Source organism: Bacillus swezeyi, assembly GCF_001969815.1.
GTDB classification, from domain to species: domain Bacteria; phylum Bacillota; class Bacilli; order Bacillales; family Bacillaceae; genus Bacillus; species Bacillus swezeyi.
Map to the genome: position 1 here is coordinate 100,146 of NZ_MRBK01000004.1, position 15,122 is coordinate 115,267.

At 44.1% G+C, this 15,122-nt stretch carries 15 protein-coding genes; 3 read left to right on the plus strand and 12 right to left on the minus strand.

What is annotated here, in order from left to right:
* Positions 1-292: 292 nt before the first annotated feature.
* Both BTA30_RS03285 and BTA30_RS03290 read right to left on the minus strand, forming a co-directional pair.
* Positions 293-937, minus strand: a complete 645-nt coding sequence (locus tag BTA30_RS03285; RefSeq protein WP_076759265.1) for an NAD(P)-dependent oxidoreductase — start codon at positions 935-937, stop codon at positions 293-295.
* Positions 938-1,007: 70 nt separating this feature from the next.
* Positions 1,008-1,409 (minus strand): Rrf2 family transcriptional regulator, encoded by a 402-nt coding sequence (locus BTA30_RS03290; protein ID WP_076759267.1) that lies wholly within the window; start codon positions 1,407-1,409, stop codon positions 1,008-1,010.
* Between the two features lie 164 nt (positions 1,410-1,573).
* Between BTA30_RS03290 and BTA30_RS03295 the strand changes: the two genes are divergently transcribed.
* Entirely contained in the window at positions 1,574-1,957 is a 384-nt protein-coding gene (locus BTA30_RS03295; RefSeq protein ID WP_239693567.1) for a PH domain-containing protein, read from the plus strand.
* A 35-nt stretch (positions 1,958-1,992) separates the two neighbouring features.
* Here the strand turns inward: BTA30_RS03295 and BTA30_RS22965 are convergent, their stop codons facing one another.
* From BTA30_RS22965 to fdhD, 3 genes are all read right to left on the minus strand, one after another.
* Positions 1,993-2,472 carry a hypothetical protein gene (locus BTA30_RS22965; RefSeq protein WP_076759269.1) on the minus strand — a complete coding sequence of 160 codons (480 nt, stop codon included), beginning with the start codon at positions 2,470-2,472 and terminating at the stop codon, positions 1,993-1,995.
* Positions 2,473-2,780: 308 nt separating this feature from the next.
* Complete coding sequence (moaA, locus tag BTA30_RS03305) at positions 2,781-3,806, minus strand: GTP 3',8-cyclase MoaA (protein WP_076759272.1); 1,026 nt, start codon at positions 3,804-3,806, stop codon at positions 2,781-2,783.
* Between the two features lie 15 nt (positions 3,807-3,821).
* A complete protein-coding gene (fdhD, locus tag BTA30_RS03310; protein ID WP_076759274.1) occupies positions 3,822-4,613 on the minus strand; it encodes a formate dehydrogenase accessory sulfurtransferase FdhD in 792 nt (263 codons plus the stop codon).
* 273 nt (positions 4,614-4,886) lie between these two features.
* Here fdhD and BTA30_RS03315 point away from each other — a divergent pair, with 273 nt between their 5' ends.
* Together BTA30_RS03315 and BTA30_RS03320 are read left to right on the plus strand one after the other, a co-directional pair.
* Positions 4,887-6,140, plus strand: a complete 1,254-nt coding sequence (locus BTA30_RS03315; RefSeq protein ID WP_076759276.1) for an L-lactate MFS transporter — start codon at positions 4,887-4,889, stop codon at positions 6,138-6,140.
* Positions 6,141-6,184: 44 nt separating this feature from the next.
* A complete protein-coding gene (locus BTA30_RS03320) occupies positions 6,185-8,536 on the plus strand; it encodes an FdhF/YdeP family oxidoreductase (protein WP_076759277.1) in 2,352 nt (783 codons plus the stop codon).
* Positions 8,537-8,604: 68 nt separating this feature from the next.
* Here the strand turns inward: BTA30_RS03320 and BTA30_RS03325 are convergent, their stop codons facing one another.
* The 7 genes from BTA30_RS03325 to BTA30_RS03355 form a co-directional block, all read right to left on the minus strand.
* On the minus strand, positions 8,605-9,297 hold the full coding sequence (locus BTA30_RS03325; protein WP_076760235.1) for a VWA domain-containing protein: 693 nt from the start codon (positions 9,295-9,297) through the stop codon (positions 8,605-8,607).
* 367 nt (positions 9,298-9,664) lie between these two features.
* Positions 9,665-10,357, minus strand: coding sequence for a VWA domain-containing protein (locus BTA30_RS03330; protein ID WP_076759278.1), 693 nt, complete (start codon positions 10,355-10,357; stop codon positions 9,665-9,667).
* A gap of 311 nt (positions 10,358-10,668) precedes the next feature.
* Positions 10,669-11,685 (minus strand): stage II sporulation protein D, encoded by a 1,017-nt coding sequence (gene spoIID, locus BTA30_RS03335; RefSeq protein WP_076759279.1) that lies wholly within the window; start codon positions 11,683-11,685, stop codon positions 10,669-10,671.
* Positions 11,686-11,881: 196 nt separating this feature from the next.
* Positions 11,882-13,192, minus strand: a complete 1,311-nt coding sequence (murA, locus tag BTA30_RS03340; RefSeq protein WP_076759280.1) for a UDP-N-acetylglucosamine 1-carboxyvinyltransferase — start codon at positions 13,190-13,192, stop codon at positions 11,882-11,884.
* A gap of 32 nt (positions 13,193-13,224) precedes the next feature.
* Entirely contained in the window at positions 13,225-13,965 is a 741-nt protein-coding gene (locus BTA30_RS03345; protein WP_076759281.1) for a YwmB family TATA-box binding protein, read from the minus strand.
* 130 nt (positions 13,966-14,095) lie between these two features.
* Complete coding sequence (locus BTA30_RS03350) at positions 14,096-14,329, minus strand: DUF1146 family protein (protein WP_076759283.1); 234 nt, start codon at positions 14,327-14,329, stop codon at positions 14,096-14,098.
* Between the two features lie 379 nt (positions 14,330-14,708).
* On the minus strand, positions 14,709-15,104 hold the full coding sequence (locus BTA30_RS03355) for a F0F1 ATP synthase subunit epsilon (protein WP_076759287.1): 396 nt from the start codon (positions 15,102-15,104) through the stop codon (positions 14,709-14,711).
* Positions 15,105-15,122 lie beyond the last annotated feature (18 nt).

A 15,122-nucleotide genomic window follows, 5' to 3' on the forward strand; every position in this document is an offset into this window, starting at 1 on the left:
ACTATAACATAATCGCTTCTATTGTGAAATAACTATGCCGGGCAGCCGTCATTCAAAGGCATACTATTTATCATACTAATATACTTTTAACTCATGTATTAAGAGATGAACGGAAAGGGATAGCTATGCCAAGTTTATGAAATGTCATTTTTTTCATTTAACGACAGTGATCGCCATCATTATTTTAGGAATGGCCGCCCTCTTTATTCTTGTCTTTTAAGGAATTTTTTCCGAGCTGAACTTTAGCACTTCGCTTGAAAACAAAAACGGCCTGAAATAGGCCGTCATTTATTTATTCTGCTTCACCAACAACGGTGAACCGTTCATTAACATGCTCGCCTTTTTCAGCTTCGTCAACAACCGCAATAGCATAGTCGGCATAGCTGATGTAGCTTTCTCCAGCGGCATTTACAATCAAGTTTTCTTGTCCCTTTTTGTATGATCCCGTACGTTTTCCTTCCGGATTGAAAAAGGCTGCAGGGCTGATGAATGTCCATTTCAAACCGCTGGATTCTTTTAAATCCTGCAGGTTTTGGCCCTGATTTTTTGCCGTTGGCAGATACTCTTTAGGGAATTCAGGGGTGTTATACAGCTGGGTTGTTTTTTCTTCATCGACATAAAGGCTGCCAGCGCCTCCAACGATGATTAATCTTGTATCAGGAACCTGCTTAAACAATTCGATCAGTTTTCTTCCTGCTTCCACATGAAGGTGCTCCTGTCCGGGGGCCGCTCCAAATGCATTGACGACAACATCAAGACCTTTCATATCTCCCGGCGTCAGATCAAATACGTCTTTTTCAATGACAGCTGCTCCGCTTTCTGTTGCGACTCTAGATGCGTTTCTGACGATCGCGGCCACTTCGTGCCCTCTTCCTGCCGCTTCTTTTAAAATAAGGCTGCCCGCTTTACCGCTTGCTCCGATTATACCAATTTTCATTTTCGCTTCCTCCGATTTTTAATTTGTAACAAACAAAGTTACATGCAGGCGGTGAAACATCATCTCTTATTTAAAAGAGATGAGTTAATACGTCTTTAAGAGACTTGCTGGCCAATTCACGCTCCATCGCCTGCTGGACGCTGAGAAACGTTTGATCAAGCGTTGATTGAATCTGCTTCCCAACCGGACAGTTTAGATTCGGTTTTTCATGAATCGCGAATAATTCTTCTTGCTGCTGAACCGCCCGATAAATATCAAGCAGAGAAATATCTGCGGGATCTCTTTTCAGGCTTGCTCCGGCTACTCCGGGCCGCGATGTCAAAATATCCGCTTTTTTCAACTGGCTGATCATGCGCCTGATCACAACCGGATTTGTATTGACGCTTCCGGCGATCATTTCTGAAGATTCCCGCGGGTTTGATGCGATTAAGGATAAAATATGAATGGCCACTGAAAGACGGGTGTTCACCATATGATTTCACCACCGATGTAATAATTATAGTTACAGGTGTGTTTTTTGTCAACTACTATCATATCCTTTATTTTTGAAAGGATAAATATTTATTTTTTTATCCTATACCAATTGGAACTTTTTCTCAACAATTTCGTAGAAACAATCGAAAGGAGTGTTTTTTCATGAAGGAGATATCCGAAGGAAAAGCGGCCATAAAAAATCAGCTTGAACCAGATGAAGAAGTAAAGTCTTCAATTCTTTGCACATATAATGCAAAGATGTCGGCACGATACACCCCATACAGAGGCATTCTGGCAGCGACGAACAAACGCCTGCTGTTTTATTCTTCGCTGTTCGGCTCTCCATTTCATCTTGACATCCGTTATGAAGCCGTCTCTTCCTTCCGCCGTAAGAAAGGACTTATCTTAGGCGGTGATCATATCATTGTGATGAACAACGGCGAGCGCGAAGACTTTCAATATGTTAATGGCTGTGATCGTCTCGAAACATTCATCGAAGCAGTGCAAAAGCTAAAACAGCTGCCCGAAGGCAGCGTTCATGTTTAAAAATGCCGGAAGTCCTCACCTCCGGCACCCGTGGATCAATTATTAATTTCATACTTTTCCCCATACCTCAACACTTTATAAATCGCCATTCCATCAGAAAGATGATTTTCGGAATATCTCACAGGAATCAGGGCGAAAAACACATAATAAGTTGAAAAATAAACAAATTGATAGCAAAAAATATTTTCTTTCAAAATATCATTGATAATCAGCGAATTCACAATAAAAATAGATACTAAATTAAAGATCGCCCCTCCGGCATAAATCAATGCATTCGTATATCGATTATCAAATTTTAATTCGCCGTAATTGCAAAACGAATCCATAAAATAAATGCTTCTGATTTGAATCGGCCCTATTTTGACAAGCTTTTTCCCCATGCCGATCTCAAGGGAAGACTTGCCCCCGAAAATCACCGCCATGAAGCTGTGGCCCAAAACATGGAGGATCGACACGGCAGGAAAAACGAGCAAAAAGGACCAAAAGAATTTTGCGATATCCTGAAGTCCGAACATCCAATCACCCTTTCTGTTTTTATAAAAAATTGCCGCATCTTACGCTATTCAAACCTGTAAATATGTCAATAGCGCAAAAATGTCTTTGAATCCTCCATCGTTTTCCTGTAGCGGCCGTGTCTGTGAGGCAGCTGTTCTGATAGATCACGATCAGGAACAACAAACAGCTTCTATCAGTGTCATGATGTGATAGCGGCCTACTCATGAACCAGCTCCATATTGAAAGAATGGCAAACAAAAAAACCGACGATAATATTCAATTATAGTCGGTCAGAGTCCCTTCATTTACTTTTCTAAAACCTTCTGTGCTACCCGCCTATATAAGACATTTCGACCTTTTTCCTCGGCGCCGCTTTTGACTGTGCCCGGTCAAGCGAGTATTGGTCATCCCGGTTTCTCCAGACGGTGCCGATCGCCTCGACAAGCTCTTGATCAGACTGTCCGCTTCTGACCAGTTTTCTCAGATCAAAGCCGCTTGATGCGAAAAGGCATGTGAAGAGCTCGCCCTTTGCCGACAGCCGTGCTCTATTGCATGTCGCGCAAAAAGCATCAGATACCGAAGAGATAAACCCGACTTCTCCAGAGCCATCCTGATAGCGATATCGTTTCGCGACTTCTCCTTTGTAATTGGGGTCGATTGATTCAATCGGCATCCCTTCATTGAGAATCCTGATGATATCAGCTTTTGTGACCACTGACTTTTGATTCCATTCATTTGTATTGCCGACATCCATAAATTCTATGAATCGCAAAATATGGCCTTTTTCTTTAAAGTAGCGGGCCATCGGCAGGATATCTTTTTCATTGACGCCTTTCTGGACGACCATATTGATTTTGATGCCCAGCCCTGCTTGTTTTGCCGCTTCGATTCCATCAAGGACTTTACTGACGGAGACCCCTCTTCCGTTTATCGTTTTAAAACGCTCGTCATCAAGTGAATCCAAGCTGATCGTGACTCGTTTTAACCCTGCTTTTTTAAGTTTTTCCGCATAGACGGGCAGCAAAACGCCGTTCGTTGTCATCGCAATATCTCGAAGTCCCGGTATGCGGGACAGCTTTCCGACTAATTCGGGCATATCTTTTCTCATCAGCGGCTCTCCGCCTGTAAGTCGGATTTTTTCAACGCCGAACGTATGGACAAACAGCTTAGCCAAGCGTTCAAGCTCTTCAAAGGAAAGGAGTTCACTCTTTGGCAGAAATGGATAATCCTTTCCAAAAATTTCGGCAGGCATGCAATACGTACACCGGAAATTGCAGCGGTCGGTTACGGAGATTCTCAAGTCTCGAAGGGGGCGGTCTTTCTGATCCAAAACATGTTCATTGTTGGCGGTCATGTGCATTGCCTCCTTTTATGATAGCTGTAATCGCTCGTGATGGGTGTATACATTAAATGACCGGTTTCTTGCAAACCCAATCGTCATGATATTCAGGTCCTCTGCCATCTGAATGGCGAGCTCGGTCGGAGCCGACTTGGAAATGACCGCGGAAACACCGATTTTCGCGGCTTTGAGAAGCACCTCAGAGGAAATTCTGCCGCTGAATACGATCAGTTTGTCGCGAGCCGGAACCTGATGCAATAAACAATATCCGTACAATTTATCCAGCGCATTATGCCTTCCAATATCTGATCTCGCCACAATCATTTTTTCAGGGCTGCACAAAGCGGCATTGTGAACGCCCCCCGTAGACTGAAAAAGCTTGCTGTTTTTCTGCATGTCACGCATAAGCGCCAAACAGTTCTCAGGTTTGATTGTTAGATGATGAAGCGCCGTTTTTGCAGTTTTGACGTCCTGCTGGAAATAAAAATGCCGCCCCTTTCCGCAGCACGAACCAATCACGCGTTTCGTGTAATCTTGCAGCCGAAGCTGATTTGAGCTGACGAGATCGACATATGCGAACCCAAGACTTTCATCTATTGTAAACCTTTTAATCTCTTTTTTAAATCGAATAACCCCTTCAGAAGCTAGAAAACCGATCACAAGTTCTTCCAAGCTGTCAGGCGAACAGACAAGGGTGACAAACTCTTCGCCGTTGACCATCACAGTCAGGGGATATTCTGTCGCCATTTGATCCTTTCGCTGTGTCAGCTCTCCATTATCATAACGGAATACGCTGCGGCTTGTTGTGATGTTTTTCCCCATTGATAACCCCGCCCTTTGTATCTGTCATTATCTATTACTATACTCGTCCATCACGATTTTTCACAACTGCTAGGTCAAATTTGGAAGCTTCATCTTGTTGATAGCTTGAAAATATGATATTATTTTTTAAAAGTTCAAAAAATAGACACTTTTCACTCAACTGCCCGCGATTGCACCAATCAGCAAAAACGCTTCCAAATTCCTCACCCTCAGGCAGCTTCTTTTAAAGGACAATATGAAGAAAGCCTTTTTATTTCCACAGGAGGACTACAAATGAAAAAAGTGAAAAACAGATGGCTCATTGCCCTATGCGCAGTCGGTATTCATTTATCTATCGGATCTGTATACGCATGGAGCGTGTTTACAAACCCGCTCGCAGAACAATTCGGCTGGAGCCTGAGCCAAATTAGTCTGACGTTTAGTATCGCGATTTTATTCCTTGGCCTGTCAGCTGCATTTTTAGGACACTTTGTTGAAAAGCACGGCCCGAAAAAATCCGGCATGCTCGCCGCCCTCTTTTTCGGCATCGGTGTGACATTTTCCGGGGTGGCTGTTCAGCTCGGCTCCCTCCCTCTGCTCTATTTGTTTTACGGCGTCTTTGGCGGCATCGGACTTGGTGTCGGCTATATCACACCTGTTTCTTCCCTTGTCAAATGGTTTCCAGACCGCCGCGGCCTGGCTACAGGGCTTGCCATTATGGGATTTGGCTTTGCGGCTTTGATCAGCAGTCCGATCATGCAGATGCTGATAATCAATGTCGGCATTGCCAATACCTTCTTTATTCTCGGCATTTGCTACTTTCTGGTGATGATGATCTCTTCCATTTACTTGGCTCCCCCTGAAGACAGCTGGGTCCCAAAAGGATTTTCTGCCAAAAAAAGCGGTAAAGCGCAAAACATGGATTTATCCCAGCTGACAGCAAACGAAGCTGTTAAAACGAAACGGTTTTATTACTTATGGTTTATGCTTTTTATTAACGTTACATGCGGAATTGCCATCATCTCGATCGCTTCTCCGCTGTCCCAGGAAAGTACAGGAATGTCCGCCGCCGCTGCTGCTGCGCTCGTTGGCGTTTTAGGTGCGTTTAACGGTTTCGGACGCATCGGCTGGGCTTCTGTATCAGATTATATTGGACGGCCGAATACGTATACCGCTTTTTTTGCTATTCAACTGATCGCCTTTCCGCTATTACCGTTTGTTGGAGACCAAGTCATTTTCTCTATTTTGATGGCGCTGATCTACACTTGCTATGGAGGCGGCTTTGCTTCAATTCCGGCCTATATTGGAGATTTGTTCGGCACAAAACAGCTTGGCGCCATCCACGGATACATTTTAACCGCGTGGGCGGCAGCCGGACTTGTGGGGCCGATGTTCTCTTCATGGATTCGCGATGCAACAGGGAGCTACAGCCAAAGTCTGACGGTATTTTCCATACTGTTCGGGGTCGGCCTGTTCCTATCAGTATTCATCAGAATGGATATGAAGCAATTGAGAAAAAAACCGAAGTTCCATTCTCAAACTCGTTAAAAGGATGACAGATGTTTTTCTGTAGGAAAGGAGAGTGCGAATAAATGGGAAAAACGAAGCACCAAGGTCCAATGAAACTGAATAAAAGGCCTGCTCCAAAACTGTGGGCATCCTGGGCGCCGATGGGTCTTGGAAAAGTAAAACCAAAGCATATCAGAGATACGATGAAAGCCGCTTGGGACAATAAAGACAACCTATCGTATGCCTACAGAATTTTAACGCAAGGCGTTTGCGACGGCTGTGCACTCGGTGTGTCAGGCTTGCGCGATCAGACGCTCACAGGACCTCATCTATGTACGACAAGACTGAATGTCCTCCGTTTAAACACAATGCCTGAAATTGAAGACAAATGGCTGTTTGCAGACATTGAAAAACTCCGCAAGCTGGACAGCACAGAGCTTAGAAGACTCGGGCGCATTCCTTACCCATTATCAAGAAAAAAAGGCGAAGCCTCTTTTGCGAGAATCTCCTGGGATGAAGCGCTCAGCCGAATCGCAGACAAAATCAAGTCGATTGATAAACGACAGCTCGCCTTTTATTTAACCGCGCGGGGCATCACGAATGAAGTCTATTACACAGCGGGAAAAGCAGCCCGCTTCATCGGTACGAACAACATTGACAATGCATCACGGATCTGCCACTCCCCAAGTAAAACGGCTTTAAAGAGGTCGCTGGGAATCGGCGCCTCAAGCTGCAGCTATCGAGACTGGATCGGGACAGATGTCCTCGTATTTTGGGGATCTGTCGCCGCCAATAACCAGCCTGTTTCGACAAAATACATGTATGCTGCTAAAAAAGCAGGCACCAAAATCATCATGATCAACCCCTACAGAGAACCCGCCATGGAAAACTATTGGATTCCGTCAATACCTGAAAGCGCCCTTTTCGGCACGAAAATCGCTGATGATGTGTATCAGGTCAATATCGGCGGTGATATCGCCTTTATGAACGGAGTAATGAAACATTGGTTTGAAATGGAACGGGAAGCGCCCGGGTCAGCCATGGACCGCGCCTTTGTCGATGCGCACACAAACGGCTTCACAGAGCTGAAGCAGCATATCGCAAGCCAAAACTGGGAGGCGCTTGAAACGTCATCCGGTTTATCGAAGGAAAGAATGAAAGAGTTTGCTGTATTGCTTGCCAAAGCGAAAACCGGTGTTTTCATTTGGAGCATGGGCCTCACCCAGCACCGCTTTGCGACAGACAACATTTCACAGGTTGCCAACCTCGCTCTATTGCAGGGATTCATCGGAAGAAAACATTGCGGCGTCATGCCCATCAGGGGTCACAGCGGTGTTCAAGGCTCTGGAGAAATGGGAGCCGATCCCTTCGTTCTCCCCGGCGGTGACTTTGATGAAGAAAATGCTGCACGGATAGAGAAGATTTGGGGCTTTGATATTCCGCGATGGCAAGGTGATACGATTGGTCAGACGATTGAAAACATGCTTCTTCCAGACGAAAGCGGGAAAAAGGTAAAAGCGTTTTATACGAGCGGAGGCAACTTTTTAGAAACGATGCCAGATCCCGCTTTTATCGAGAAAGCATTGCAGGAGGTTGAACTCAGGGTGCACCAGGACATCATTTTCAACACATCGACACTGGTGGATGCGAAAGAGGAAGTGATCGTGCTTCCCGCAATGACAAGATATGAACAGCCTGGCGGCGGAACCTCGACGAGTACGGAGCGGATGGTCTATTTCAGCCCTGAGATCAAAGGGCCGCGTATCGGTGAAGCCCGGCCGGAATGGGACATTTATGTCGATCTGGCCAAACGTGTACGGCCGGAAGACAAAGAGCTGATTGATGTTGCGAGCGCAGCAGACATCCGCAATGAAATTGCCGCAGCCAACCGGAATTATGACGGCATTCAGCATTTGAACGAACGCGGAGATGTCTTTCAATGGGGCGGAGCCTGGCTTTGTGAAGCCGGCATTTGTCCGACAGCAGACGGCAGAGGCCGTTTGATTCCCGCCAAACTTCCGGAAAACAGACAGGCGGAAGGCCGTTTTTATGTCACGACAAGACGGGGAAAACAGTTCAATTCCATGATTTACAGTGACAAAGATCCTTTTAATGCAGCAGATCGCTGCGATGTGATGATCAATCAACAAGATGCAGAGGAACTCTATATTAGCGAGGGAGAGGCCATCGTCCTGTTCAACCGCTTCGGAACCTTCCAGGGACGCGCCAAATTTGCAAATGTGAAGCGCGGAAATACAGCGGTCTACTGGCCAGAGGGAAATGTCCTGATTCCTAAAGGCGTATATGAAAACAATGCCAAAATTCCGGAATACAACACAATGGTCATGATTGAAAAGGCCGAAACCTTCCATTCGAGAAAAGATCGGCGCTATAGAGAAAAACGGATTGAAGAGCTTGAAATGACGATCGATTAAAGAGGATATCAGCATCGGAAAAAGGGATAAGAGACGGCACAGTTGATCCGTCTCTCTTTCCCGCGGAATTACTTGGACATTTTCCCGCCTTCTTCTTTCCATACTTTTTTAAAGTCGTTTGCTGATTCAGCCTCAATCAGTTTGCCGCCGCCGGCTTTAGCTACTTTTTTCAGTTTTTCTTTTTCTTTAACCGTTTTCACATCTAAACCAACGATGTTCACGATTGTTTTAATATTGGACTGGCGCAGATCTTTTGCCGCCTGAACGGGATCTCCTCCGCAAGTCTCCTCACCGTCTGTCACGATGTACACATAATTTTTTCCGTCTTTGTCAGCAAGATCATCTTTTACATCATAAAGAGATTTGGCGATCGGAGACCATCCTGTAGGCTTAATTCCGCTCAAAGAATTTTGAAATCCATTTGCTGAAAACGGCTGCAGATCATACAATGTTTCAGTTGTACCGCACGATTCTTCTTTACCTGAGTTTTTATTGTTGCCTTTATGTCCGAAAACATTCAGCATGACATTCGCATCGCTTGGAAGCAGGTCAGCAAAATCGGTAACGGATTCTTTGGCAATATCGAATTTCTTATCTCCTTCAACCCTCTGTGCCATGCTTCCGCTTGCATCAAGCACAACCGCAACATTGACATCTTTTTTGCTGTTGTCCGCAGCATTCCCGTCTTCAGCCGCAAAAGCTGCTGGCGCTAAAGACAAAAGCATGGTGAACGTCGTCAATAGTGTAAACCTTTTTTTCATCATCATCACATTCCTTTCAAAATTGTTTTTGGACCAGCCGTTCCCGTCAGAACAAGTCCATCAACATCGTAAAAGAAGGCATGATAGAAATAAATAGGCCGTATCTCCTTTTCAAATTCACAAATTTTTCATAATACATGCGATGATAGAACGGCACTTTCACTTAAGACCTATCAAAAAAGTCTGCTAAAAGGGCATGTTCTTCCCATTAAAACAACAGTTTCGACAAATAACCCCTCCAAAGGATGCAGGGGGGTTCATCGTTCTGACACAGTAACTTAATAATTGTAAAGTGTTTTACTTGACTTTCATCAAGTTTTTGAACCAATAGGAAATCCGCGGAAGCTGTCCGCGGATTTTTTCCAATTTATTTAGAAAGCTCAATCGCTTCCTGAGTAAAGATCTTTTTGATGTCGTTTTTGGTTTTCGCTTGGAAGTACTCTCCGCCGCCAGCTTTTGCAATGCTTGTCAACTGTCCGTGGAAGTCACCTTCATAATCAAAGCCGATCACATTGACGACTGTGTCGCGATCCGATTTGCGCAGTTCTGTTGCAACTTTTACCGGATTTCCGCCGCAAGTTTCTTCACCGTCTGTCAGCAGATAAACAATGTTTTTCCCGTTGCTGTTAAGCTGGTCAAAAGCATTTTTTGCATCTTGAAGTGCATTTGCAATTGGTGTCCAGCCTGTTGGTCCGATTCCATTTAATGAATTGCGGAAGCTTTGTTCATCATACATTTGGAAGCCGTATACACCTCTGATTGCATTGCAGGATTGTACTTTTCCTGAGTTTTTATTGTTTCCCTCTGAACCGAAAACCCGCATTAGCACATTCGTGTTTTCAAGCTTGGAGCCAAAGCTGAATGCCTCATTTTTGGCAAGCTCATATTTTGATACCCCGTTCATTTTTTTAGCCATACTGCCGCTTGCATCAAGCATAATCGCAATGTTAGGTGCATCTTTGGCAACAGTTACTTCCTGTTTCTTTTCCGCTGCGAACGCAGGTGATCCCAGGCTTAAAACCATCGCGGTCAAAATCCCTAATGTCAGTTTTTTTCTCATTCTCCCATTCCCCTTTCATTTTTAGGTCGTTAAACACATTATTATCGTAGAAGAACACTAGAAAGAAATAAATAGGGCATGTCTCCTTTTCCTTGTTATTGATTTCCGCACACAACAAATATCTGAAATGGTCATTATCACCTGAATGATCTTCAGTCTATGAATCATTAACGGTCTTTTGGCGCTGTTCGGGGAGTCCTCGGGCTTATTATTTTTGAAATATTTGTATCGCGTAACAAATGTCTGTACGTTCATGATGATGACACATTTGAAATGCAAGTAAAAAAAGGCGCTCCTCATGAGGGCGCCTTTTATTTTTTCGCCATGTATTTATTTAAAAATTGATCAGCATTCGAAATCGCCGTTCCTTTGTAATAATATTTGACAATGTCTTCGGCTTTCTTTCCTTCTTTCGCCATATAATGGGCTCCGTATTGGCTCATTCCCACTCCGTGGCCATAACCCCTCGTGGTCACGACAATTTGATCTCCTTTACGCTTCCAATCAAAATCAGCCGAATTGAGCCCAAGTTTTTCCCTGATGTCTCTTCCTTCCAGCTTCTTACCGTTGATAACGGCGGTTGCCACGCGTTTTCCCGGTGTCCGTTCGGTAATCTCACCGATACCATTCGAGTTTGGCAGCGTGACGCTGAGTTTTTGTTCAAATTCTGACGCCGTAAACGTTTTATGGTTTAAAAATTTTGGTGATTTTCTATCCCAGGAGCTCTTCACGCTTTTAAGATACGGAATATCACTTGTCCAATAGGCTTCGGCATTTTCTGTATAGCCATTGCTGGTGGAAAAAAAGGAAGCGTCAATCGGTTTCTGATCGTAGGTTAAAATCTTGCCTTGTGTACTCGCAACAGCTTCTGTCACCTTTTTTATTTTCCAATCATAATCCTTTTTCCAGATTTGTTGAAGCTCTGATTTGCTTTTGTACACCTGGAACATTTGAGTATCATCGACAAGCGAACCTTTTGGCGGCTGCACAGCCTGATCTGATACCATCTGCCTCACGATATATGTGCGGGCTGCAAGCGATTGTGCTTTTAGGGCTTCCATATCAAAATCAGCAGGCATTTCTGAAGCGACAACCCCGATGACATACTCCTCAAGGGGAATGTCTTCTACTTGGCGGTCAGCCGTTCTGTAGACCGGAATCGAAACGGGAGACTCTTTTAAAGTTGCTGTCTTTTTTTCCTCCTTTTGTACAGTGTTCTGGTTTGTTTTTGGCATCCCGGATTCTCCTTGAAAAGGTAGAACAAGCAGTGTTGGTACGAGTAAAATCAGCATGCATATTCCTCCTAGTACAATAAATAGCTGTTTCAAATTAGCTGCCCCCATTTCTGTTTTGTCTCTTTCATTTTATGGGAGGGGACAAGCTATTATGACTGCACTTTTTAGCGGAACATATGTATTTGCAATGCAATTTTTGTGCATAATGATAGATAGAGGAGACATACTGATATAGAATACTTGAAATTAAAAATCAGTATGCCATATGACATACTGATTTCGTGTTCGTTTATGCATTTAAATCTGTTACCACTTCTTTTTTTTCAAGGTGGACCGCTTCTTCATCATTTACACGCTCAATATCAGCACCAATGCCTGCAAGTTTTTGATGGAAGTTGACATATCCACGATCTAAGTGTTTCAATTCTGTCACGCGTGTATGGCCGTCTGCGACAAGTCCTGCCAGAATAAGAGCTGCACCAGCCCGCAGGTCGGTTGCGGCAACCTCGGCGCCTTGAAGCTGTACAGGACCGTTAATAATGACAGAGCGTCCTTCAATTTTAATATCTCCGTTCATACGGCGGAATTCTTCCGCATGCATGAAGCGGTTTTCGAATACGGTTTCTGTGATCATGCTGGTTCCATTTGCGCGCATTAAAAGCGCCATCATCTGTGACTGCATATCAGTCGGAAAACCTGGATGAGGCATCGTTTTTAAATCGATCGATTTCAGTTCAGCAGGTCCGATAATCCGAAGACCGTCGGCTTCTTCCAAAATCTGAACGCCCATTTCTTCCATTTTCGCAATTAAAGATGTTAAATGCTCAGGAACAGCCCCTTGCACCAAAACGTTCCCTTGAGTAATCGCTGCGGCAACCATGAAAGTTCCTGCCTCAATCCGGTCAGGAATAATGGTATGCTTGGCGCCATGAAGCGTTTTAACACCTTCAATTTTAATGGTGCCTGTACCGGCACCCCGAATTTTACCGCCCATTGCATTGATATAGTTAGCCAAATCGACGATTTCAGGCTCTTTTGCAACGTTTTCCAGCGTTGTCGTGCCATTTGCCAAAGCGGCAGCCATAATCAAGTTTTCGGTCGCTCCGACACTAGGGAAATCAAGGTAAATTTTTGCTCCTTGAAGGCGGCCTTCCACTTTCGCTTCAATAAAGCCGTTTCCGACCTTAATTGTCGCCCCCATTGCTTCAAAGCCTTTCAAATGTTGATCAATCGGTCTTGAGCCGATCGCACATCCACCAGGCAACGCCACTCTCGAATGACCTGTGCGGGCAAGAAGCGGGCCCATTACCAATACAGATGCGCGCATTTTTCTGACATATTCAAACGGAGCCTCAGTTGACAAAGTGCGAGATGCATCAACCGTTACTGTATTATTCTCAAAATGTACATTTGCGCCTAAATGACGTAACACTTCGTTAATCGTATATACATCGGAGAGCGTAGGCACATCACATATTTCACTTTTTTCTTCACTGGCTAATAAAGATGCAGCGATAACTGGTAAAACGGCATTTTTTGCTCCTTCAACTTTGACTGTGCCGTTTAACTTTTGACCGCCGCGGACGATGATTTTTTCCAAGGTATTCCCCTCCGCGTCCCAATTTCTCTATATTAATATTCAATCGTGACGATTGGTGTGCCAACCGTGACGGTAAGTTTTTCGCCCATTCCCGCATTTCTAAGCGAGACTTGCAAATTCATTTGATGTTTATCTGTCTTGATGGATTCTTTCCACTCGTTAGTATAGGCAGAAACAGATACGAAATTTGGTTCGATTAAATCTTCAACTGTCTTTGCGTTAAATTCACTGACCAGCTCTTTAGCTTTTTTTTGCAAAACAACATCCATCATACCATTTAATTGGCCCTTTAGACAAGTAAAAATTGCGGTCTTTTCTCGCATGATGTCGAATGCATTCCGTTCAAACTGCTTATATGTATCGTTCCAGTTTTCCCGTGATCCCGCACCTTTTTGCTCATATAATAAATACGAAACAAGTCTCTGGTTTTTGTGGGTAGTGACCAAATGTATTTTTGATCTGACTTGATTTTTTTTGTCAGTATATACGCCTGTCGCTTTTAATGTGCTGTCTTCTTGTGTTAAAGTCCATTCATATTGTCGATGCTGCTTCTTGAAATGTTTCACTTTTGCAAAAAAATCTTCCTTAGTCAGAGATAGCTGTTTCTTTGTGTGAAGCGTCCATTGCTCAAGCTTCACGTCATGGCGGTTTAACCCTTCCGCCAGCTGTCCAAGCGGCGTATTTCCCGCGGCATCAAGCGATTGAAAGACATGTACGATCATAAATAAAACCACAATAAAAATGAGGGCGTGAACCGTATGTTTTTTCTTCATTTCGCATCATCCTCTCCTACTCACCATTTTTGACGGATCGCAGGAAAAGCATACGTGGAAAAACAAGGTCAGCCCGCATTTTTGCAGTTTTATCCCACATTAGTCCATTCCCAAATATTGTATTATTCAATCATGAAAATAAATTTTGGAGCTGTCTTGAATAATAAAGATAATCCAAGAAAAAATTACTGACGGTGGAGCCGATGGCTATCGTAATCAAGATCATCAATAGCCTCGCCTGAATGATTTTTCCTTTCCTGATAAGCGGATCGATGTTGACCGCCAGAAGAGCCCACCAAGTCAGTGCAATAAAAAAAAGATGAACGAAGATACTGACAGCAGCCTGTTGTCCAATCTCTCCCATTATTGATGACACCTCCTTATGTTGAAGCCGGCTTTATAAATCGTCCGGCGTCCTAGTCTCTTCTGCTGTAGGATAAGGAATCATGCTGATCATTTCAAGTCATTTTATCAGTTTTGATGTTTGATGTTAATACAATGATGCATAGAACATTTTTCCATAGGTGGAGTGATCCCCTGTTACCTGAGGAGTGTATTTAGGAGTGTTTTCTTTTTGTGAGCACCAAGTAAATGCATCTCACTTCCTCATGCAGTTGGAAGAGAAAATAGCTTACAGTTTTGATTATAGATAGATTCAGATAAAAAAGGTGAACAATTTGTGAACTTTTTTCAACAATTATCATGATAATAAAAGATCCTTCCCATGGGAAGGATCCACATTGTTATTTCGCAATATCCAATCGATTAATCGCACGTTTTAAAGCAAGCTCTGCCCGAACAATGTCAATATCTGGCGATTGTTTTTGCAAACGTTCCTCAGCACGCCGCTTTGCAGCCTGGGCACGTTCTTTATCAATATCTTCAGATGTTTCTGCCGTCTGGGCCAGAATGGTGACATGATCAGGGCGCACTTCCACTATTCCCCCGCTGACGGCAACCAGCTCAGTTTGACCGTCTTTTTTTAGACGGACTGCAGCAATTTTTAGCGGAGCAACCGTCGGGATATGGCCGGGTAAAATACCAAGCTCACCGCTCTCTGCTCGTACGCTTACCATTTCTATATCCGCATCGTATACTGGGCCGTCGGGAGTAACGATATTGACTTTTAAGGTCTTCATGCTTTTACCCTCCTAGGA